At 41.4% G+C, this 21,536-nt stretch carries 19 protein-coding genes; 5 read left to right on the top strand and 14 right to left on the bottom strand.

Annotation, left to right across the window (positions count from 1 at the left end):
* The first annotated feature begins 170 nt into the window (after positions 1 to 170).
* Complete coding sequence (locus PE36_RS21000; protein WP_006034112.1) at positions 171 to 1,454, top strand: CinA family nicotinamide mononucleotide deamidase-related protein; 1,284 nt, start codon at positions 171 to 173, stop codon at positions 1,452 to 1,454.
* 100 nt (positions 1,455 to 1,554) lie between these two features.
* Here the strand turns inward: PE36_RS21000 and PE36_RS20995 are convergent, their stop codons facing one another.
* Complete coding sequence (locus tag PE36_RS20995) at positions 1,555 to 2,328, bottom strand: hypothetical protein (RefSeq protein ID WP_043994935.1); 774 nt, start codon at positions 2,326 to 2,328, stop codon at positions 1,555 to 1,557.
* 55 nt (positions 2,329 to 2,383) lie between these two features.
* On the bottom strand, positions 2,384 to 3,121 hold the full coding sequence (locus PE36_RS20990) for a sensor histidine kinase KdpD (protein WP_006034110.1): 738 nt from the start codon (positions 3,119 to 3,121) through the stop codon (positions 2,384 to 2,386).
* A 104-nt stretch (positions 3,122 to 3,225) separates the two neighbouring features.
* Between PE36_RS20990 and cysB the strand changes: the two genes are divergently transcribed.
* Positions 3,226 to 4,200, top strand: coding sequence for an HTH-type transcriptional regulator CysB (cysB, locus tag PE36_RS20985; RefSeq protein ID WP_006034109.1), 975 nt, complete (start codon positions 3,226 to 3,228; stop codon positions 4,198 to 4,200).
* Between the two features lie 54 nt (positions 4,201 to 4,254).
* On the opposite strand, the gene PE36_RS20980 is transcribed toward cysB, so the two are convergent.
* The 12 genes from PE36_RS20980 to PE36_RS20925 form a co-directional block, all read right to left on the bottom strand.
* A complete protein-coding gene (locus PE36_RS20980) occupies positions 4,255 to 5,847 on the bottom strand; it encodes a wax ester/triacylglycerol synthase family O-acyltransferase (protein ID WP_043994934.1) in 1,593 nt (530 codons plus the stop codon).
* Between the two features lie 340 nt (positions 5,848 to 6,187).
* Complete coding sequence (locus PE36_RS20975; protein ID WP_006034107.1) at positions 6,188 to 7,579, bottom strand: L-serine ammonia-lyase; 1,392 nt, start codon at positions 7,577 to 7,579, stop codon at positions 6,188 to 6,190.
* A 354-nt stretch (positions 7,580 to 7,933) separates the two neighbouring features.
* On the bottom strand, positions 7,934 to 8,830 hold the full coding sequence (gene cyoE, locus PE36_RS20970; protein WP_006034106.1) for a heme o synthase: 897 nt from the start codon (positions 8,828 to 8,830) through the stop codon (positions 7,934 to 7,936).
* Positions 8,827 to 9,873 (bottom strand): heme A synthase, encoded by a 1,047-nt coding sequence (locus tag PE36_RS20965; protein ID WP_006034105.1) that lies wholly within the window; start codon positions 9,871 to 9,873, stop codon positions 8,827 to 8,829. The genes cyoE and PE36_RS20965 overlap by 4 nt, the downstream gene beginning before the upstream one ends.
* A gap of 25 nt (positions 9,874 to 9,898) precedes the next feature.
* Entirely contained in the window at positions 9,899 to 10,429 is a 531-nt protein-coding gene (locus PE36_RS20960) for a hypothetical protein (protein ID WP_006034104.1), read from the bottom strand.
* A 2-nt stretch (positions 10,430 to 10,431) separates the two neighbouring features.
* Positions 10,432 to 11,172: an SURF1 family protein gene (locus PE36_RS20955; protein WP_006034103.1), complete on the bottom strand. Its 741-nt coding sequence runs from the start codon at positions 11,170 to 11,172 to the stop codon at positions 10,432 to 10,434.
* Positions 11,173 to 11,389: 217 nt separating this feature from the next.
* Positions 11,390 to 12,421, bottom strand: coding sequence for a dihydroorotase (gene pyrC / locus PE36_RS20950; RefSeq protein WP_006034102.1), 1,032 nt, complete (start codon positions 12,419 to 12,421; stop codon positions 11,390 to 11,392).
* A 443-nt stretch (positions 12,422 to 12,864) separates the two neighbouring features.
* Entirely contained in the window at positions 12,865 to 13,761 is an 897-nt protein-coding gene (locus tag PE36_RS20945; RefSeq protein WP_006034101.1) for a cytochrome c oxidase subunit 3, read from the bottom strand.
* Positions 13,762 to 13,771: 10 nt separating this feature from the next.
* The gene (locus PE36_RS20940) at positions 13,772 to 14,311 is read right to left on the bottom strand and encodes a cytochrome c oxidase assembly protein (RefSeq protein WP_006034100.1); all 540 of its coding nucleotides are present in this window, start codon (positions 14,309 to 14,311) and stop codon (positions 13,772 to 13,774) included.
* On the bottom strand, positions 14,311 to 15,933 hold the full coding sequence (ctaD, locus tag PE36_RS20935; protein ID WP_006034099.1) for a cytochrome c oxidase subunit I: 1,623 nt from the start codon (positions 15,931 to 15,933) through the stop codon (positions 14,311 to 14,313). Before ctaD ends, PE36_RS20940 begins: the two co-directional genes overlap by 1 nt.
* Positions 15,934 to 15,949: 16 nt before the next feature.
* Positions 15,950 to 17,122: a cytochrome c oxidase subunit II gene (gene coxB, locus PE36_RS20930; RefSeq protein ID WP_006034098.1), complete on the bottom strand. Its 1,173-nt coding sequence runs from the start codon at positions 17,120 to 17,122 to the stop codon at positions 15,950 to 15,952.
* A 160-nt stretch (positions 17,123 to 17,282) separates the two neighbouring features.
* Positions 17,283 to 17,555, bottom strand: a complete 273-nt coding sequence (locus PE36_RS20925; protein WP_043994933.1) for a hypothetical protein — start codon at positions 17,553 to 17,555, stop codon at positions 17,283 to 17,285.
* 431 nt (positions 17,556 to 17,986) lie between these two features.
* Between PE36_RS20925 and tig the strand changes: the two genes are divergently transcribed.
* From tig to clpX, 3 genes are all read left to right on the top strand, one after another.
* Positions 17,987 to 19,297: a trigger factor gene (gene tig / locus PE36_RS20920; RefSeq protein ID WP_006034096.1), complete on the top strand. Its 1,311-nt coding sequence runs from the start codon at positions 17,987 to 17,989 to the stop codon at positions 19,295 to 19,297.
* 94 nt (positions 19,298 to 19,391) lie between these two features.
* Complete coding sequence (gene clpP / locus PE36_RS20915) at positions 19,392 to 20,015, top strand: ATP-dependent Clp endopeptidase proteolytic subunit ClpP (protein ID WP_006034095.1); 624 nt, start codon at positions 19,392 to 19,394, stop codon at positions 20,013 to 20,015.
* A gap of 81 nt (positions 20,016 to 20,096) precedes the next feature.
* Positions 20,097 to 21,371, top strand: a complete 1,275-nt coding sequence (clpX, locus tag PE36_RS20910; protein ID WP_006034094.1) for an ATP-dependent protease ATP-binding subunit ClpX — start codon at positions 20,097 to 20,099, stop codon at positions 21,369 to 21,371.
* Positions 21,372 to 21,536: the final 165 nt, after the last annotated feature.

The following is a 21,536-nucleotide window of genomic DNA, read 5'->3' as shown; positions in this document are numbered from 1 at the left end:
TCAGCGTTGTCTGCGACGATCCGATTTGGGTTTGGTGCTATAGCAGGGTTAATTATCAGCATCTTACATGATGGAACACCATTGCCTATGATCATGGTGATTAGTGGTTGTGGAATATTATCTTTCCTCAGCTATTTTATACTTACGGACAGAGCAAGTAAGGACAGTTAATGCGAATTGAGTTTATTAGTACTGGCGATGAAGTATTATCAGGTCAAATTGTCGATACCAATGCGGCATGGATATCACAACACTTTTTCCATCAAGGTCGTCAATTCACCCGGCGCCATACGGTGGCTGATGATTTAGACTCGCTTATCGATATCATTACTGAAACCAGCCATCGTGCTGACGTAGTGATCATGAATGGTGGGTTAGGACCAACATCGGATGATTTAAGTGCTGAAGCAGCAGCCAAAGCGATGGGCGTGCCATTAACGCGTTCACAAGCATGGTATGACCATTTAGTTGCTAAATACGCTAAATCCAATCGCAGTTTATCAGTGAGTAATGAAAAACAAGCTTGGCTACCACAAGGTAGTGAGGTTGTTGATAACCCGGTCGGCACGGCTTGTGGTTTTAGTTTTCAATTTAACCGCGCACGTTTTTACTTTACTCCGGGTGTACCAAGTGAATTTAAACACATGGTTACTGAACAAATATTACCGGATATTCAACAGCGATTTACGCCTGTTACCATACCGACTTTAATCAAAATTAAAACCTTTGGTATTTCTGAATCGACGTTAAACGAGCAGCTCTGCGCGTTAAATTTACCTGATACTATCACTTTAGGTTTTCGCGTTGACTTTCCGACAGTGGAGGTCAAGTTATTATCGACACATGCCGCTGATTTACAGAAGGCTAGGTTACAAGTACTTGCTGAGTTAGATAAGTTTGTGCTAATGGACGGTGATGGATCTTTTGCGCAATATTTACAGAAGCTGATGCTGGAAAGAGGCCATACCTTGTCTCTAGCCGAGTCGTGTACAGGTGGCTTGATTGCCAGTGAGTTAATTGCCGTGGCGGGGAGTTCTGGTTACCTTGATTCCAGTCATGTGACTTACAGTAACGAATCTAAGTGTCGTTTAGTCAATGTCGATAAAGCGACGCTAGACAAGCATGGTGCGGTATCAATTGAGGTTGCAGCAGAGATGGCTGAAGGCGCCATGTCGAATGCCGGTGTGGATTTTGGTATTGCTGTGTCGGGGATTGCCGGACCTGGTGGCGGTAGCGAAGCAAAGCCGGTCGGCACTGTTGCTTTTGCGCTTGCGAGCAAGACACATACTTACAGTCAGTTGCTATTTATCCCGCGATGGAGCCGTCAAGGCATCAGAACGGTGGCGCTATATGTTGCCTTAGATATGTTAAGAAGAGAATTACTGGGACTCGATTTAGCGGCAGAATTTGGTTCACTAGAGCGTCGAGCTGAACAGGATAGTGTAAAAGGCTAGTCTTGATTCGTACCGTAATGGCGTTGTGATGGCTAAACGATTTAGCGATCACAACGTGCTTTTTATTCAATTATTTATTCAATTATTTATTCAATTCTTGTTACCATTTCTGTTTTGGTTGGAATAACAAATCAAGTTCATTCTTCTCGTCTTCTTTTTCTTGGCGCTCTTTTAAGTCATCTGATGATGCTTGAGTGAGTTGCTCATTCACTTCATTAAGCAATGATATCAATGTTTGGTGTTTACTGAGAAGGGATTCATTTTTATCATTAATATTATTTAATGTATCAATGCCTTTACGTAGCAATTGTTTACAAGAGCCAAATTGACGCGTTGCTCGTGCTTCGTAAGCGCGTTTCAATAAATTATCAATGTTGACGTTCAGTTGCATCAATTCAAGTTTACGATCTTCAATAACGAAGGTTTGGGTATTTAATTTACTTTTGGCATGCTCTGCACGTAATACCGCGCGAATTTTTTTGATTTGTTGCAGTAATACTATCGCTTCACGATCTGAGTTCGGAGAACGGAAAATTTTATCTTCTAAGTGAACGGAGCTTTCTCTTAATTGCGCCATTTGCGCTTTGACATTGGTTAAGCGTTGACGTACTTGCGGCAGGCTCGGGTCCATTTGTAATGTGGCTGCAAGTGAGTCATGCATGCGACTGTGTATGACCAGCGTCAGTATTTTACTGTAAGGTAATGATGTCGAGTTCAGTAATAATTCTTCAGCTTCTTCAATGACTTGCCTGTGCTTTATGATTATCTGACGCTTTTCTGTTTCCGCTTTTCGCTTGTATTGTAAGATGATGTTATAACCGATCACCAAAAATAATAGAACAGCAATCGCGATGATCATAAGAGTGAGCTTCATTGTATAATAAACCTAATTTTGCTGCGGTATTAAGATATTACTATAAATACCTTACTTAAGGTAGTATTAAGGTGAAGATACCACCACCAAGTTCGCCCCCATTACTTAGCAATATATGTCCTGTTTTCCCTTTAATTATATGTGCGTCAGCAATTAATCGAGCAAAATATAAACCTAAACCAGTGCGTCCCTGCTTACTGCTTAACTCCGCCATTGAGTCGTGCTGAGCTTGTAACATGCTATCTGGGTAGCCTGCACCGTTGTCGGCAATCTCTATTACCAGCTGCTTATTAACGATGTTTGCGGTAACGAGGATCTTGCCTTTGCTATAACGAAGGGCATTGATAAACACGTCGGATAATAAGTAGCTAATTAAATTGTGATCGCAGTACCAAGCCAGGTCGGGATCAATGTTAATATTAATAGCTATGTTGTTGCTGTCGCTGTACAGCTGATTTTTGATGCAAAATTCAGTGAAATAATCAGCAATAAAACATTCAGCAATATTTAATGGTAGCTGATCTTTGTCATTGCGGTACAGGGAAAGTACTTGGATTAAGCCGCTGTTAAGGCGTAATACTTCATAGTGTAAATCCGCGAGTTTAGCGCCGTGTTTCCGGTCATCTTGCGAAGGGTTAATATCTGCAGACATCGATTCAATTGATTGTAATAACAGGCACAATGAATTTTTCATATCATGTACCGCAGATGTTAGGATCAACGCATAATCAACTGTGTCTTTGCTTGGTTTAATGTTATCGTCTAAAGGTGTCATCATATCTTTGGTCGGCATAAAAGTAATGATCCTTAGGATATCTTATTAATAAGAAATAACAGTATTCTGCTATTGTTTTGTTAGAATACAATTAATTATTTGGAATATAGAGCATATCACGAATGAAGTTACAGCAATTTAGATACATAGTCGAAGTCCTCAATCACAATTTGAATGTGTCAGCGACAGCAGAAAGTCTTTATACTTCGCAACCAGGCATCAGTAAGCAAGTGCGTATGTTAGAAGATGAACTTGGTGTGCAGATCTTTGAGCGTAGTGGTAAACATCTCACTAAAGTGACGCCAGCTGGTAAAGATATTATTCGTATTGCTGCTGATATTCTAGGCAAGGTTGAAAGTATTAAAGCGGTGGCGAGTCAGCACACCCATCCTTCTAAAGGCACGTTAAATATTTCGACAACGCATACTCAAGCGCGTTATGCACTGCCGAAAGTGATTAAAGGTTTTATTGAACGTTATCCTGATGTGTCACTCAACATGCACCAAGGTACGCCAGCACAGATCAGTGATTCGGTTTCTAAGGGGACTGCTGATTTTGCGATTGCGACTGAAGCATTGCATTTATACAGTGACTTGGTGATGTTACCTTGTTATCACTGGAATCGTTCTATTATCGTCAAACCGGGTCACCCATTAACGAAAGTAGGTAAGATCACGGTTGAAGATATTGCCAAATACTCGCTTGTTACTTACGTATTTGGTTTTACCGGCCGTTCAGAATTAGATTGTGCGTTTGATGCAGCCGGACTAGAACCTAAAATTGTGTTTACCGCAACGGATGCCGACGTGATCAAAACCTACGTTAAATTAGGTATTGGTGTGGGTGTTTTAGCCACCATGGCATTTGACGATGAAACCGATGATGATTTAGTGCGCATTGATGCAAGTCACTTATTTACGTCGAGCACGACTAAAATTGGTTTCCGTAAAGGCACCTTCTTACGGACTTACATGTATGATTTTATGGAACGCTTTGCCCCTCATTTAACGCGAGATGTTGTTGATAAAGCGATTATGCTAAAAACAGCAGAAGAGATTGATGAAATGTTTAAAGAGATCCCGCTACCAACAAGGTAACGAGATTGTATTCACTCGGCTAACTCTTTGTGTTTAGCCGAGAATATCTTGAGTTTAGTCGAGAATATCTTCAGCCTGCTCTGTTTCTTTAACTGCCTGCCTTTTTATCCTTTTCTGTTTGTCTTTCTGCACTGGTACTGGTGTGTTCAATGTGACGGTTGAACAAGCATTATCGTTAATGACACCAATCAATTCCTGCATACTATTTGATAATCCATTATCCTGGGTAAGCTGTGCGATTTGTTCACTGACAATATCGATTGCACTATTCATGACTACTTGTTCTAATTCGGAGAATGCATCTTCAATGTAAGTTGATATTTTCGTCAGATCGGGTAGGTTCGTTCGACATGCAATTAAGCCGACATTGAGATGATCCATATAACTGTATAAGGTGATATTCAGTGACATCCCCGGTGGCAGCGCCGAGAGCGGGAAACACTCCAGCATTTTTGCTCCCATCATATACATAGGCTTACGTGGACCGGGCACATTAGAGATAAGTACATTTCCGACCGGTGGTAATACATCGTCGAGTTTCAGTAATTCACTTATTACGGCTAGACCTTGGCTGGCGAGTGTGTAGCTTGTTAGCACCTCATCGGATAATAAGCTGGCTTCTTGTTTTAATTTGTCACAAGCATCTTTGATGGCCATCAGACGGGTCAGCGGAGTTGCGTTGCTATGACCTAATTCAACCATAGTGATGGCAATACGATTATTCGATGTTATATCGTTAGGATCGCGTAGACTCACCGGTATTTGTGCCGTGAGAGGCTGATTTAGCTGATAATCTAGATCAGCTAAATAACGGTGTAAAGCGATGTCACAAATACATACCACGACATCATTTATCGTGGTTCCCGCTATTTTTCCTATGTTCCTTATACGTGCCAGCGGCAGCAGGCTAGTTGCCGCTCGGCGTGCTCGTTTTGGGCTCACTGAAAACGGTGTTTTAGGCGATGTAAAAGGGGTTGGAAAGTTGGCTTTATAAACATTTACGCCTTGTAAGATTAACTTAGATCCTAGTCCTATAATTGACGGTATTGCGCGTACTTGTTTGCTTATAATGGCACTGTTTTGTTTTAATTTATCGACCAAACCCGCTTTTATTTTAGGTTCACTCTGCTTACTCTCAAATCCCTTATTGCTCCAAAATGCTTGTAATGGCCCATCGGCTTGTGGCGATAAATAGCTAAGGATTATTTTGTTCGCTTTAGCACCGTCAGTAAAGGCATGATGCAATTTAAGGTAGATGGCGAATTGATTGTTAGCCAGCCCTGAAATTAAATGCATCTCCCATAATGGACGGCTACGGTCCATTAAATTTGAGTGTGAATGCTCTACGTATTCAATGAGTTGCTCTCGAGCTCCTGGTTGGGGTAATTGCACGCGGCGAATGTGATAATCAAGATCAACGTTCTCATCTTCTTGCCAGTGCATCATCCCCGAATAAGCGGTATGTAATTTATAATTAAATGGTTTTTCTATTTGTGTAAATTGCATCAGTTGTTGATACAAATCTTCACCATAATCGCCTTGGTAGTCGGTTGGTATATCAAAAATTTGCATTGCAGCTACATGGTTTGGACGTGATACCGTTTCGCAATATAGGAACCCCATGTCGGGTAGAGTGAGTGCTTTCATTGAATTTTTCCCTCATGTTTGCAGAGCGGACAGCTGGTTACGTCGTGCGATAAAAATAGAATAAGTGACCTAATGAGGAGTAAAGAATAATTCGCCGCTAAAGTCATTAGTCTCTGACCTATTCACTGCTATTTACACCTGAAAGTATGAGGTTTTTTCTCATGGGGTACTGAGCATTTAGATAAATCAGTAATCAAAGGGGTGAGGGGCGGGTAATACCTGTTATGGGGTAGTCTAAGTGCGGGTTTTACGGATAAAAAAGCCAGAATAGTGACGAGCACATTCTGGCTTTTTTCGAGCTTCACCTAAATAATGTATGTTTATTTAGGTTTGAGTCAGATTAAGTACAGGTGTGGGCTTTTTTGATATCGCCGACATTAAGTACTTTAATTGCTAATCCACCCAGTGACGTTTCACGGTATTTAGCATTCATGTCTTTACCTGTTGCGTACATAGTTTCGATAACCTTATCTAACGATACACAAGGCTCGCTCGTACGACGCATTGCCATACGTGAAGCATTGATTGCTTTTACTGCGGCAATCGCGTTACGTTCAATACAAGGTACTTGTACTTGACCACCGATAGGATCACAAGTTAGACCTAGGTTATGCTCCATGCCGATTTCAGCCGCGATACAAACTTGTGAAGGACTCGCACCCATTAATTCAGCAAGACCAGCCGCTGCCATTGAGCATGATACGCCCACTTCACCTTGACAACCTACTTCTGCGCCCGAGATAGATGCATTCGTTTTGTATAGGATACCGATAGCACCCGAAGCAAGGTAAAATTTAGTCTGTTCTTCACGCGTTAGCGGACGAATAAACTTATTGTAATAAGCTAATACGGCAGGGATGATACCCGCTGCGCCATTGGTTGGTGCTGTTACTACTCGACCACCGGCTGCATTTTCTTCACTCACTGCAAGTGCGAACATGTTAACCCAATCAATGATAGCCATTGGATCCGTGTTAAAACCATCATTAGCTTCTAGCTGACGTTTAAGCGCGGCAGCACGACGTGGTACACGTAATGGACCCGCAAGTAAACCTTCTGTTTTACAACCGCGTTCGATAGATTCAGCCATTGCGGTCCAAATGTTAGAAAACGATTGGTATGTTTCATTTTCACTACGGAAAGAACGCTCATTTTCTAACATTAATGCACTGATAGATAATGCATTGTCGTTACAGTGTACGACTAATTCCGCGGCGTTGGTAAATGGGTATTTAACATCTGCAGTATCACCTTGGGTTAAACCGAAGTTTTCTTCGTCAACGATGAAACCACCACCGGTAGAGTAGTAAGTTTTTGTAAATACTACTTCACCATCGATGTAAGCATGAATTTTCAAACCGTTTTCATGTAGTGGAAGCGGCTCATCAATAAAGTTCATCGCTGAAGCGGGAAAATCAACAGTATGACAATGTAGACCGATTGGTAAACGACGTGTTGTTTCAACACGGTGAATGAACTCTGGGATTGCATCAATATCAACAGTTTCAGGTAAGTTACCTGCTAAACCCATTAAGATAGCAATATCAGTGTGGTGACCTTTACCAGTCAACGATAATGAACCATGCACATCCACTGTGATTTGAGTGACGTCGCGGATCTTCCCTGTCGCTCGTAGGTCGTCGATAAATTGTTTGGCAGCTTTCATTGGACCAACAGTATGAGAACTAGATGGACCAATACCAATTTTGTAGATATCGAATACACTGATCATAGTAATTCCTCAGCAGATGCTTAAGTTATATAAGCTTAAATAATTAATTAGCGCGCTAACCGTCTCTGGTTAGGCAGAATAATGGGGGCTAAACTTTTTTTTAATCCCTCAAATTTTTATGTCGCTATGATAGCGCGTTAATTCGAAAATACAACTATCAATACAGTCGCTATCGCTGTTATTTAGAGGTTGATCCCATATAACAATTCATTCCCTTTGAAAATTGTAGTGTAAAGCTTTGTTTTATTTATTTGTTGAAGATATTTACGATACGAGGGTAATACAGACACCCATTTCAGGTGCCTATATTACGCTTAATAATGAATGGCTTAGTGATTAGTGGTGGTTTTGGTATTAAGAATTTATTAGCCAATGATCGACTAACAATAATATAAATAACACCATTAAATGTATGATTGAGAATTTAAAGGTTTGAAATGCCGTTTTTCGAGTGGGTTTGAATTTTAATCGATAAGCGTAATAAATAAAGCTGATCCCGAGGACGGTTGAGCCAATTAAATAGAGTAACCCACTGAGCTGGGTTAACCAAGGTAGCCAGGTTACGGGGAGTAAAAGTAACGTATAAAGCAATATCAGCGTTTTAGTGTATTCAGCGCCATGGGTCACTGGCAGCATAGGTATCTTAGCTTTGGCATATTCTTTTTCTTTATGGATCGCCAGCGCCCAAAAATGTGGCGGTGTCCAGATGAAAATAATCATCACCAGCAGTAAAGCCTGGCCTGTCACCTCACCAGTCATTGCCGTCCACCCAAGCAGTGGCGGTGTCGCGCCCGCGAGTCCCCCGATGGCAATGTTTTGTGGGGTTGCACGTTTCAAGTACATGGTGTAAATCACCGCATAGCCAATCAGGCTCGCAAAGGTTAACCAAGCGGTTAACGCATTTACAAACACAAAAAGTGTCACCATCCCTATTATTGCCATGCTAGTAGCAAAGAGTAATGCTTTTGGTGTGCTAATGGTATTTTGTACTAATGGCCGCTGGTGGGTTCGGGTCATGATGGCATCAATACGTTGGTCGAGAATATGGTTGTAGGCTGCGGCTGCGGCTGATAGCAGGCCAATACCAACTAATGCGGGTACTAATAAACTGAGAGAGGGTAAGGTGGGTAGCGCAAGGACCATACCGACTAATGCCGTGAGCAGTAGTAGTGCCACAACTTTAGGTTTGGTTAATTGATAGTAAGCGCGCCAGTTGGGTGTAAGCGTTAATATAATGGATTGCGTATTCATAACACCTCTTGCAGTTGCTGTTGGTTGAACCAAAGTAGGGTGACTAAGGTTATAAGTAAGATCGCCGCAACCAGGTTGTGTGCTACTGCGATACCCAGTGGCAGCTGGAACATAACGTTAGCGATGCCTAAGCTGACCTGTACGCAAAGAATGACAAGCAGGACTTGGGCAGTTAAACGTATCTTTCTTTCTGGTTGATGTTTGAGTAATTGATAAGCGGTGAGCAACAAATAAATGATAGTCACACCTGCCCAGATGCGATGAGTGACATGGATATTGATTCTGGCAATCGTATCTCGCACACCAAACTGATAAGTCTCAGCTACTGGACTGAGACTAAATACATCATTGAGATTAAAACGGCTTAACCAGTCGCCGTTACAAATAGGAAACTCAGTACAGACTATGGCGGCGTAATTTGAACTTGTCCAACCGCCGAGTGCAATTTGAATTATGACTATTGGCAGCGCAATGCAACAATATAATTGAACGCGGGCTAATCGTTGCCTATGTATGGGTAATATATTATGGCCGACATCATTTAAAGGCGGGGATAACAGGGTTGCTGCCATTGTGGTCTTAGATAGCCGTAATCGCAACAATACCAGCAAGGTTAAAATACTAAACCCACCGAGCAGGTGGCCCATCACGATAATGGGTTTTAAGTTCATTGTTACTGTCCACATCCCTAACGCAGCTTGAAATAAAACTAATAAAATTAAGAAAGTGGCTAATCGAACGTGTTGTTTGCGTTTGCCACAGATTATGAAGATCAGTAAAACTAACGTGCCTAATAGTCCTGCTACATAGCGATGTAACATTTCATTCCATGCTTTTTCCGCGTGCAAAGGCTGGTCTGGATAAGCTTGTTGGGCTGACGCAATGTCTTGTGCGTTAGTTGGAACCGTATTAAAGCCATAACAGCCGGGCCAGTCAGGGCAACCAAGTCCGGCCTCGGTTAAGCGCGTATAAGCCCCTAGTGCAATCACTAGAAAGGCCAGCGCTATTGTTAGGTTCAGTGTCAGGTTGAGCAGTTTCGACATAGACAATCCTTGTTTATTGCAATGCTTACCCTATTTTAGATATTTTAAGTAAGCGCTTTAAATCCTTTAATAACCCCGCGGATACCTTTATTGCCGCTGCTCTATCTGTTGGATATTGATAGTGCATGAAAATATTTCCTAATGGATCAACTAAATATAGTGTATCCGTGGATAATTGCTGTTGGTTTACTGGGCTTAATTGCAATCTTGCTAGGGTTGATATTTCAACGTGATCGCGAGATAAGCTTTCTGGACGGATGACGGTTTCTGGGTATTTAGTGAGATAGCGCTGTACTCTCTTTCCTTCCGCGGCCAGTAACGTATGTACCTGCTGCATTTGCCATAAACTTTGTTGGCATTGTTGTGCGCATTTTTCACTGGGGTTATAGAGCAGTAGCCATGCTTGTGGTGGCTGTGACATTGCTAGCGGTGGGGATAAGAGCTCTCCAGTATTGGTTTTAGCCCCTTGATACCAGTCATTAACGAGCACTAATTTAGCGATTAAAATAGGCGCTATAAATAAACCTAGGATGATGAATAATGGCTTTTTCTGCATGACTAATCCTTATCTTGCATGTGCTTAGATGGTGTTTGATATTTTTTTAACCAGTAGCCACTCGATAAGCTTAACGCAAATGCTAAAGCAAACCATTGGACTGCATACGCCGTATGTTTAGCGGGTCGCATTACCGTTATCGTCCAGGTTTTGCTAAAACCGATGTGAGAATCTGGATTTAGTTGTAATAGTAGTGGATTGAGTGGCATGTTTAGTGTGGTTCGTAGTTGCGGTATATCAGTACGCTGTATAACCAAAGGCCCTTGTGTAGTCGGTGCGATATTCTCACCGAGAAGCAAGGGTGAACCTTGCTGGGCACTTAAAGTACCTGCTAACTGATAATGCCCTGTGAAGTGCGGAATATCAGGTAACGATGAGCGTGTCGCTGAACCCGTTAACCAACCAAGGTTAACAAGAATAGTTTGTTTATCGCTGTGAAAAGGAAGGTATAAATGATAGCCGAACTGTTTCTTGTAAGTTTGATTATCTAATAATATCGGCGCTTCATTATCAAAATAACCGTATAAAGATACCTTTCGATGCAAACTGCTCGCGGTTATTTGAGTGAGTGATGTGAGCGTAGGTTGGTCGATATCTAATAGCGCCTGTTTTTCTTGTGCGCGGGAGAGTTGCCATAACCCTAATTTTAAACAAACCGCAATCGCGAGCAGGCTAAACAGAACAAAGCTGATTAAGCGTGTGGAGAGTTTATAGCATTGTATCGAGCTAAATAAAGTTTGCATATTTAACCTTAAAAAATAACGGCTTGGATAGTGTTATAAACGCGTATTTTGAGCATAGACTTAAGGATAGAGATATTTTTATAAAGCGGTAGGAAAACAGTAGAAAATTAAAATTAATTAACGGCTTACAGAGGATTATCCCAGCGAAGACCGCTGGGATAGAAGGCTATCAGAATTGCTATGATTAACGCGAGATCAAGGTTAACTTAATCAACCGTTATTTCACTTGCCAAGCGATAGTTTCGCCCGTTCTGATTGGTACCATTTTCGCGTCACCAAAAGGTAGTGTTGTCGGTACTTGCCATGCAGATTTTTCTAATGTAATGGTGTCAGCATTGCGTGGTAAGTTATAAAAATCAGGACCATTGAAACTGGCAAATGCTTCTAATTTATCAAGGGCATTCTGTTGCTCAAATACTTCAGCATACAGCTCTATTGCAGCATGTGAGGTATAAGCGCCAGCACAACCACAAGCAGATTCTTTTTTATCATCAGCATGTGGCGCAGAGTCGGTACCAAGGAAAAACTTGTTGCTACCACTCGTTGCCGCTTTAATAAGTGCCGCTTGATGGGTATTACGCTTCAAGATTGGTAAGCAATAGTAGTGTGGCTTGATGCCACCCACTAACATGTGGTTACGGTTGAATAATAAATGATGCGCTGTGATTGTTGCTGCGACATTGTCGCTGGCATTATTCACAAACTCAACCGCATCCGCAGTGGTAATGTGTTCAAGCACAATCTTTAAATTTGGGAAATCAGCAATAACGGATGTTAAGACCGTATCTAAATAAACTTTTTCACGATCAAAAATGTCGATATCGGCATCTGTTACTTCACCGTGCAACAGTAAAGGCATACCCGCATCTTGTAATGCTTGTAGCGCAGGATAAACATTTTTAATTGATGTTACACCTGATGATGAATTTGTCGTTGCGCCAGCTGGATAAAGCTTAGCCGCATAAACAATACCGGTTGCTTTGGCAGTGCGGATATCTTCAGCAGTGGTTTGATCGGTAAGATAGATAGTCATTAATGGACTAAATGAAGAATCGGCTGGTACGTTAGCTAAGATACGTTGACGATAGTCTTGGGCAATCTGAGCATTTGTTACTGGCGGTACAAGGTTAGGCATAATGATTGCGCGACCCATGTAACGGCTAATGTCAGCAACAGTATGTTTTAAAACATCCCCATCTCGAAGGTGCAGGTGCCAGTCATCTGGGCGGGTGATCGTTAAAGTTTCCATTTGATTTCTCCATCGCTAATTTCCGCAGATTCTAAAGATTAATGTTGGTGAAGTCAAAGAGCGAGTCGCAATTGATGAGAAAAGACGATACCAAGTAAGCTTATACCCAAGCTACTTCAAGATGCTATATCAGAGACGAGCAGGGATATCAGAGTAAGGCGCAATATGTAGATAATGGTTATTCCATTATTAAATATTGCAACGCTGTGCTGTTATTTCTGCTTGCCTCCCGTAGGGCAAACCGAATGAAGGTATCTTCGGCGTTATGAAGTCTTGATTTAGAATAACTAAATCCTCGACTTCATGCCTTGAACATCCTCTCCTTTCTGTTTGCTGATTGTGCATCTTGAAGTAGCTTGGGTATATAGTTAATTTTAGCTTGTTTGGCATCGAAATCATCTCATTTTTTATAGTCAGCGCAAAAGTCGTTACTGGCGTTGTCACTAAACAATGTAGACAGAGACAAACAAAATGATCCATACCACATCCACAAAATGCCAATACCAAGCAGCAGCCTCAAACGCAAAATGTTTACCCGGCGTAAAATGTCCATTGATGATACGAAACAGCATGACGGTGAGCATGATGACCCCGAGTGTTACGTGCATACCATGGAAGCCAGTAAGTAAATAAAAAGTGTTGCCATAGACACCCGAATCAAATTTTAATGACAATACATGATAAGCATGAATATACTCTTCAGCTTGAAAAAATAAGAAGGTAACACCTAAGGCCACGGTAATGGATAACCAGATAACTAACCTTGTACGCTGTGTTGCTATCAGATTGTGATGGGCGAAATGTAAGGTGACTGATGAACTAATCAGTATAATGGTGTTGATTAGCGGCAAACCATACCAAGGCATCGCTTGTGTTTCTCGTCCGTCTGGGGTGATAGTTAATGGCCACTGAGGAATGAAATCAGACCAAATTACCGCATGGGTCATGGCATTATTGCCTTCACCACCCAACCAAGGAATGGATAAATTACGCAGATAAAATAATACTCCGAATAGCGCCACAAAAAACATCACTTCTGAAAAAATAAACCACAACATACCCATTCTAAAGGAACGATCAAGTTGCTTATTGTATAGCCCGTTCATCGATTCGGTGATTATATTCCGAAACCAACTGATGAGTATAAACAGTAATATGCCGATGCCGGCGAATAAAATCGGAATGCCGCTGTTAGTGCCGCTATTACTTACCTGTTGAACTGTCGTTGCTGCCCCTATGGCAATGATAAAGAGCGCGATAGCCCCGGCGAAAGGCCAAACACTGTTGGCTGGCACATAGTAGTGCTTTGGGGCGTTGGCATATTCATTCTTATCTGGCATTACTGGACTCCTAGCGCATCGCGACTTCTGTTGGCTCATTTTTAAACAGTGTATAGGCGAGGGTTAACGTTGATATATCGGCTGGAATATTAGGGTCGATATAAAAGATAAGTGGCATCATCGCTTCTTCGTTGGCCGCTAACATCTGCTCTTGAAAGCAAAAACATTCCGTTTTCACCAAATATTGGGCGCCATAACCTGGGGTAATTGAGGGCACGGCGCGACCAAATGTATCTTGGTCGCTTTGATTAATCGCCACGAAACTAACTTGATAGCGTTCACCTGGATGTAGCTCAACACTCCTCACTTCAGGCTTGAATTGCCAAGGCAGTTTTTTATTTAAGTAAGTAACAAACTCGACTTTAACCGTTCTCGATTCGTCAATAATCGACATGGGTACTGCTTCTGCGCGGCTATAATCTTTACCATTTAGTCCGGTAATATCACAAAATACATCATATAAAGGCACGAGCGCAAAACCGAATCCGAACATACCAACGACACTGAAAATTAGCAGTCGTAGGTGTTTTTTTATTTTTGGCGTGGTCATTATTTTACCTCCGGTGGTGTTTCAAAGGTGTGATAAGGGGCAGGGGATGGCACTGTCCATTCTAATCCTTCTGCACCTTCCCATGGTTTGGCCGGGGCTTTTTTACCGCCGCGAACCGCCATGATTACGACAGCAACAAAAATCAGCTGAGAAAGACCAAACAAGAAACCACCAATACTGACTATCTTGTTAATATCGGCAAACTGTAGTGCATAGTCGGGAATACGGCGTGGCATGCCTGCAAGCCCTAAGAAATGCATCGGGAAAAACAACAGATTGACGGAGATAAGTGAACACCAAAAATGCCACTGACCAAGTTTCTCATTGAACATGTACCCGGTCCATTTTGGTAACCAGTAATAAGCGGCTGCCATAATAGAGAATACGGCTCCTGTCACCAGTACATAATGAAAGTGAGCCACAACAAAGTAAGTATCATGGTATTGAAAGTCAGCAGGGGTAATGGCCAGCATCAACCCCGAAAAACCACCGATGGTAAATAGCACGATAAATGCCAGTGAAAATAGCATCGGAACTTCAAAGGTAATCGATCCTCGCCACAGGGTTGCTATCCAGTTAAATATTTTCACCCCCGTTGGCACGGAGATGAGCATGGTGCAATACATAAAGAACAGTTCAGCGGCCAGCGGTAAACCAACGGTAAACATATGGTGAGCCCATACGGTGAAACTCAGGATGGCAATAGAAACTGTTGCGTATACCATAGAGTGATACCCGAATAACGGTTTACGGGCAAACGTTGGAATGATGGCGGAAATGATGCCGAATGATGGCAAGATCATAATATAGACTTCGGGGTGACCAAAGAACCAAAATATATGTTGGAATAATACCGGATCCCCCCCACCTGCGGCATCAAAAAAACTGGTACCGAAATATTTATCGGTCAGGATCATGGTCACAGCACCAGCAAGCACTGGCATAACCGCGATTAATAAAAAGGCGGTTATCAACCAAGTCCACACGAACATCGGCATTTTCATTAATGTCATGCCCGGTGCACGCATATTGAAAATAGTGACGATGACATTGATTGCCCCCATGATCGAACTTATCCCCATCAAGTGAATGGAAAATACAAACATGGCGGTACTGTCAGGGCTGTATTGAGTGGATAGTGGCGGGTAGAAGGTCCAACCAAAGTTAGGACCACCGCCTTCGGTGAATAATGATAAGAGTAATAAAGAGAATGCAAAGGGCAAGATCCAAAAACTCCAGTTATTCATCCGTGGTAGCGCCATATCTGGCGCACCAATCATCAAGGGTAACATCCAGTTGGCCAACCCAACAAAGGCTGGCATCACCGCACCAAACACCATAATTAGTCCATGTGATGTGGTCATTTGATTGAAGAAGTTGGGTTCAATTAATTGCAGGCCGGGTTGGAATAATTCTGCGCGAATGATCATCGCCATTGCGCCACCAATAAAGAACATCGTTAAACTAAACCATAGATATAATGTGCCTATATCTTTGTGATTAGTTGAAAATAGCCAACGTTTATATCCTTGCGGCGCGCTGTGGTGATCTGTGTGTATTTTTATTGCTGGCACATCCAAGATGGGTTGATCAGCATTGTCTTTTAATTCTATCTCACTCATTTGACAGTCCCTTGAATTACTGGTTATTACCAGTTAATGCCGCATCTATTTGTGAAGGTTGTACAATATCACCGGTATTATTACCCCATGCATTACGTTCGTAGGTGATAACTGCTGCGAGTTCTTTTTTCGTTAATTGTTTTGCAAATGATGCCATTGCAGTGCCTGATACACCGTGTAGGACAATATCGATGTGTTTGTTGACATTGCCAAGTGCGACAGGACTATTTTTTAATGCGGGGAATGCACCGGGGATACCTTGTCCGCTTGCTTGGTGGCAAGCTAAACAAGTGCGATTATAAACGTCTTCACCGAGTGACATCATGGTTGGCATATCCATGGTTTGTGTCAGACTTTGCTGCTCTGCTTGTAACTGCTGTTTGGCCGTAACTTGCGCTTGGGCTAGCCAATCATCAAATGCTTCAGGCTCTAATGCCGTGACCACAATTGGCATAAAGCCGTGGTCTTTACCGCATAGCTCTGCACATTGACCGCGGTAGGTTCCGGGAGTGTCTATTTTGGTCCAAGCCTCATTAATAAAACCGGGGTTGGCGTCTTTTTTTACTGCAAATGCAGGCACCCACCATGAATGAATGACATCATCAGCCGTGATTAGAAAACGGACCTTTTTATTGATCGGCAATACCAGCGGATTATCCACCTCTTGTAGGTAGTGCGGTTGCTTCTCTATTTCGTTGTTGATTTCAGCTTGGCTGGTGGTCAAACGGCTATAGAACTCAAGGTCATGATCAAAATAACGATAATGCCACTTCCATTGCGAACCGGTGATTTGAATGGTGATATCAGCTTCGGTGGTATCTTCCATTAAGATTAGCGCTTGCGTTGATGGGATAGCCATACCAATTAAGATCACGATGGGGATCGCAGTCCAAATTATCTCAACGGTCGTGCTTTCATGGAATTTTGCCGCGACCGCGCCTTTAGACTTTCTGTGTTGATATAAAGACCAAAACATAATGCCAAAAACAATCACGGCAATCGCAATACAAATATAAAGAATTGTCATGTGTAAGTTGTAAACAGTATTACTGATACCGGTGACGCCCTCCGTCATATTCAGCGTTGACTGCTGCGCAACAAGTGGTGTGGAAACCATCCCTAGTATAAGTGTGTTTATTGTTATTATTGGTTTTAATAAGCGCACATAACCTCCCTCAAAATTATCCATAATGACTCGCAAAATATAGATCAGATAATGAGTGAATTGTGTTTCTTCCCTGCTACTGCTCTAAGCATTTAACAATCCACTGTTATTTGCAGAAGTATAGTTACAGAAATGTTAATTGTGCTACTTTGTTGTGAAGATAAATTACTTTCTGCATTCTCCCTCAAGCATTGAAGGTTATTATTTCAAATGATTGTTTTAGTGCTGTAATTTGTGTTTGTAACTTAGAAATGTGACAGACCACTGATTGCGATAAGTGTTGTTGGTCTTGTTCTTTTACACTATCTAAGCGCATCACTTTTAATTTGATAATCTGGGTGTCGGTCATGAGATTATCAATATGCTGCATCATTTCTGGGTTGGGATATTTGTCTTTGAGTGATTCTAGCTGATTGGTAAAGTCTAGAAATGCACGTTCAATCTCGAAAAGGGTCATAGCAACTCCTAAAGCAAGTTTAATGGAATAAATCTGGCTAACACCAAATTTATTATAGTGTAAATTCTCATTATCAACTGCGTAGACGGATGTTGCACCCTGCACCCTGATTTTGCATCTTGAAGTAGTTTGGGTATACTTGGACTCTACATTAGATTGGGTAAGTAGGCTGGATTAGTGATCTATGTGGGATGGTGAGTAATTAACCAAAGTTAAGATATAAACTGTAAATTTGTTGTTTTTTTATCTTATTTACCCATAAAAATCATTTTTGTTCTTGAATTTTAACTTTTCATCCATACATTATAAGCAAATATAATATTAAAGTGCTATTTAGAGTGGCAATGCTCGATTTTTTTCTTGCTGCTAGCTATAATGTCGCGTCATAAATTTCCAGTTGGAAATGTTATAAATTAATTAGAGGTATCTAAATGCAAGTTTCTGTAGAAACGACTCAAGGCCTAGAGCGCCGCTTAACTATCACAGTTCCAGCTGCAACAGTTAGCAAAGAAATCGAAAACCGTTTACGTGGTTTAGCAAAAACTCAACGTATCGATGGTTTCCGTCCAGGTAAAGTGCCAGCTAAAGTAATCAAAAAGCGTTTTGGCGCTGCTGTAGCTGAAGAAGTTGCTGGCGAAATCATGCAACGTAACTTCTACGAAGCAATTGTAGCTGAAAAACTAAACCTAGCTGGTGCTCCAACGCTTGAACCTGCACAAGTTAAAGAAGGCGAAGACTTCTCTTTCACTGCAACGCTTGAAGTTTACCCTGAATTCGAAGTTGCTGGTGTTGAAGCAATTGAAATCGAAAAATCAGTATCTTCAGTAACTGACGCTGATGTTGATGGCATGATCGAAACTTTACGTAAGCAACACGCTGAGTGGGTTGCTGTTGATCGCGCTGCTGAAGCTAACGACCAAGTTAAAGTTAACTTCAACGGTAGCATCGACGGTGAAGAGTTCGAAGGCGGCAAAGCTGAAGACTTCACACTAGCGATGGGCCAAGGTCGTATGATCCCTGGTTTCGAAGAAGGCATCGTAGGTAAATCTGCAGGCGAAGAGTTCACTGTTGAAGTAACTTTCCCTGAAGAATACCATGCAGAAAACCTAAAAGGTAAAACTGCAAGCTTCGCTATCACGCTAAACGCTGTTGAAACGCAAGAATTACCAGAAATTAATGCTGAATTTGTAGGTAAATTCGGTGTTGAAGACGGTACGCTTGAGTCTCTAAAAGTTGAAATCAGCAAAAACATGAGCCGTGAACTTGAGCAAGCTATCAAAGCTGACACAAAAACTAAAGTGCTTGACGCGCTAGTTGAATCAAATGACATCGACATTCCTGCTGCACTAATTAAGCAAGAAATCGTTACATTACGTGAACAAGCTATGCAACGTTTTGGCCAAATGGCACCACAAAACGCGCCAGAACTTCCTGATGAACTATTCACGGAACAAGCTAGCCGTCGTGTTAAAATTGGTCTAGTACTTGGTGAATTCATCAAAGCAAATGAAATCACTGCAGATGACGCACGTGTTCAAGACATGATCGCATCTATGGCTTCTGCATACGAAGATCCAGCTGAAGTAATCGCACACTACAAAGACAACGAGCAAGCACTAGCAAACGTTCGTAACGTAGCTGTTGAAGACCAAGCTATTGATTTAGTATTAGAAAAAGCAAATGTTACAGAAAAAGAAGTTGCGTTTGAAGAACTAATGAATAAAGCGACTCAAAACGCATAATTGTTGATTCGATTGAACAAAATACGTAATTAAGCGCTATAATGGCTCGAGTGGGGGTATTTCACTTGGGCCATTTTTATTTAGGGATGATAATATGTCACAATTCTTTAATAATATCACAGAGTCGCCGTCAAACACGTTAGTACCTATGGTTGTTGAACAAACAGCTAAAGGCGAGCGTTCTTATGACATTTATTCTCGACTCTTAAAAGACCGTGTAATCTTTTTGACTGGCCAGGTTGAAGACCATATGGCTAATCTTGTGGTTGCACAGTTACTTTTCTTAGAATCAGAAAACCCAGATAAAGATATTTTCCTTTATATCAATTCACCAGGTGGTTCTGTCAGTGCTGGCATGTCAATTTATGACACCATGCAGTTTATCAAGCCTAATGTGTCTACGATTTGTATGGGCATGGCTGCAAGCATGGGAGCATTCCTTCTTGCTGGTGGCGAAAAAGGTAAGCGTCACGCACTACCTAATGCTAAGATCATGATCCACCAACCTTTAGGTGGTTATCAAGGTCAAGCATCTGATATTGAAATTCACGCGAATGAAATTATTAAAACTAAGCGTAAATTAAATGAAATATTAGCTGAGCACACTGGTCAAGAGTATGACCGTCTTGCTAGAGACACTGATCGTGATAATTTTATGACGTCAGCTGAAGCGATGGATTACGGTCTTATCGATACAGTAATAACAAAACGTGATTAAGTAATTTTTGACAGGACGATTGTCTTTTAGCCATAATAAAGATTAGGCACTGGGCTTTCACCTGTAATGTGAGGTTATCGAATGACAGAAACAAAAAATGGGGATAACGGTAAATTACTTTATTGTTCTTTTTGTGGCAAAAGCCAACATGAAGTACGTAAATTAATTGCTGGCCCATCTGTCTACATTTGTGATGAATGTGTTGATCTTTGTAACGATATTATTCGTGAAGAGATTAAAGAAATTACACCAAAACGTGAAGGTGATGCATTACCGACACCGCATCAAATTCGTGGCAAGCTCGATGATTACGTCATTGGTCAAGACCATGCTAAGAAAGTGTTAGCTGTTGCGGTATACAATCACTACAAGCGTTTACGTAATGGCGATACATCAAATGGTGTAGAACTAGGTAAGAGTAATATCCTGCTAATTGGTCCAACGGGTAGTGGTAAAACATTATTAGCTGAAACACTAGCACGTATTCTTGATGTACCTTTTACTATGGCTGATGCAACAACATTAACTGAAGCTGGTTATGTTGGTGAAGATGTTGAAAATATTATTCAGAAATTATTGCAAAAATGCGATTATGACGTTGAAAAAGCGCAACGTGGTATCGTCTATATTGATGAAATTGATAAAATTTCGCGTAAATCTGATAATCCATCTATTACTCGAGATGTATCGGGTGAAGGTGTTCAACAAGCATTATTAAAACTGATTGAAGGAACGATTGCTTCAGTACCACCACAAGGTGGCCGTAAGCATCCCCAACAAGAGTTTTTACAAGTAGACACATCTAAGATCTTATTTATCTGTGGTGGTGCATTTTCTGGCTTAGACAAAGTGATTGAAATGCGTACTAACACTAACAGTGGTATTGGTTTTACAGCGGAAGTGAAAGGTGAAGCTGAAAAAGCCACTTTATCTGAAGTCTTCGCTAAAGTTGAACCACAAGATTTGGTTAAATTCGGTCTTATCCCTGAGTTTATCGGTCGTTTACCTGTGACTGCAACACTAACCGAACTTGATGAAAGTGCATTAATTCAGATCTTAACAGAACCGAAAAATGCACTGACTAAACAGTATTCAGCACTATTCGATTTAGAAGGTGTTGACTTAGAGTTCCGTGAAGAAGCGCTCACTGCAATTGCAAAGAAAGCGATGTCACGAAATACTGGTGCTCGTGGTTTGCGTTCAATTGTAGAAGCCATTTTACTGGATACTATGTATGATCTACCTTCAGTTGATAATGTTAGCAAAGTTGTGATTGATGAATCTGTAATTAATGCTGAATCAGCACCAATTTTGATTTATGAAAATACAGAGAACAAGGCTGCATCTGCAGACTAGTGTTAGATTTTTAAACATTTAATAGTAAAAAGGGGCGCAATGCCCCTTTTTTTATATTATTTTTCATATTTTTAGCGCTTAGCATTGATTGTTGAGTAATAACCCCTATATATTCAATATTAGCCCTTAGTCCAGTTTTATAAGTGAGGACAAGATGAGTTTGAG

This window comes from Moritella sp. PE36 (assembly GCF_000170855.1).
Lineage (GTDB): Bacteria > Pseudomonadota > Gammaproteobacteria > Enterobacterales > Moritellaceae > Moritella.
This window is presented reverse-complemented; position numbering and strand designations above follow the sequence as displayed.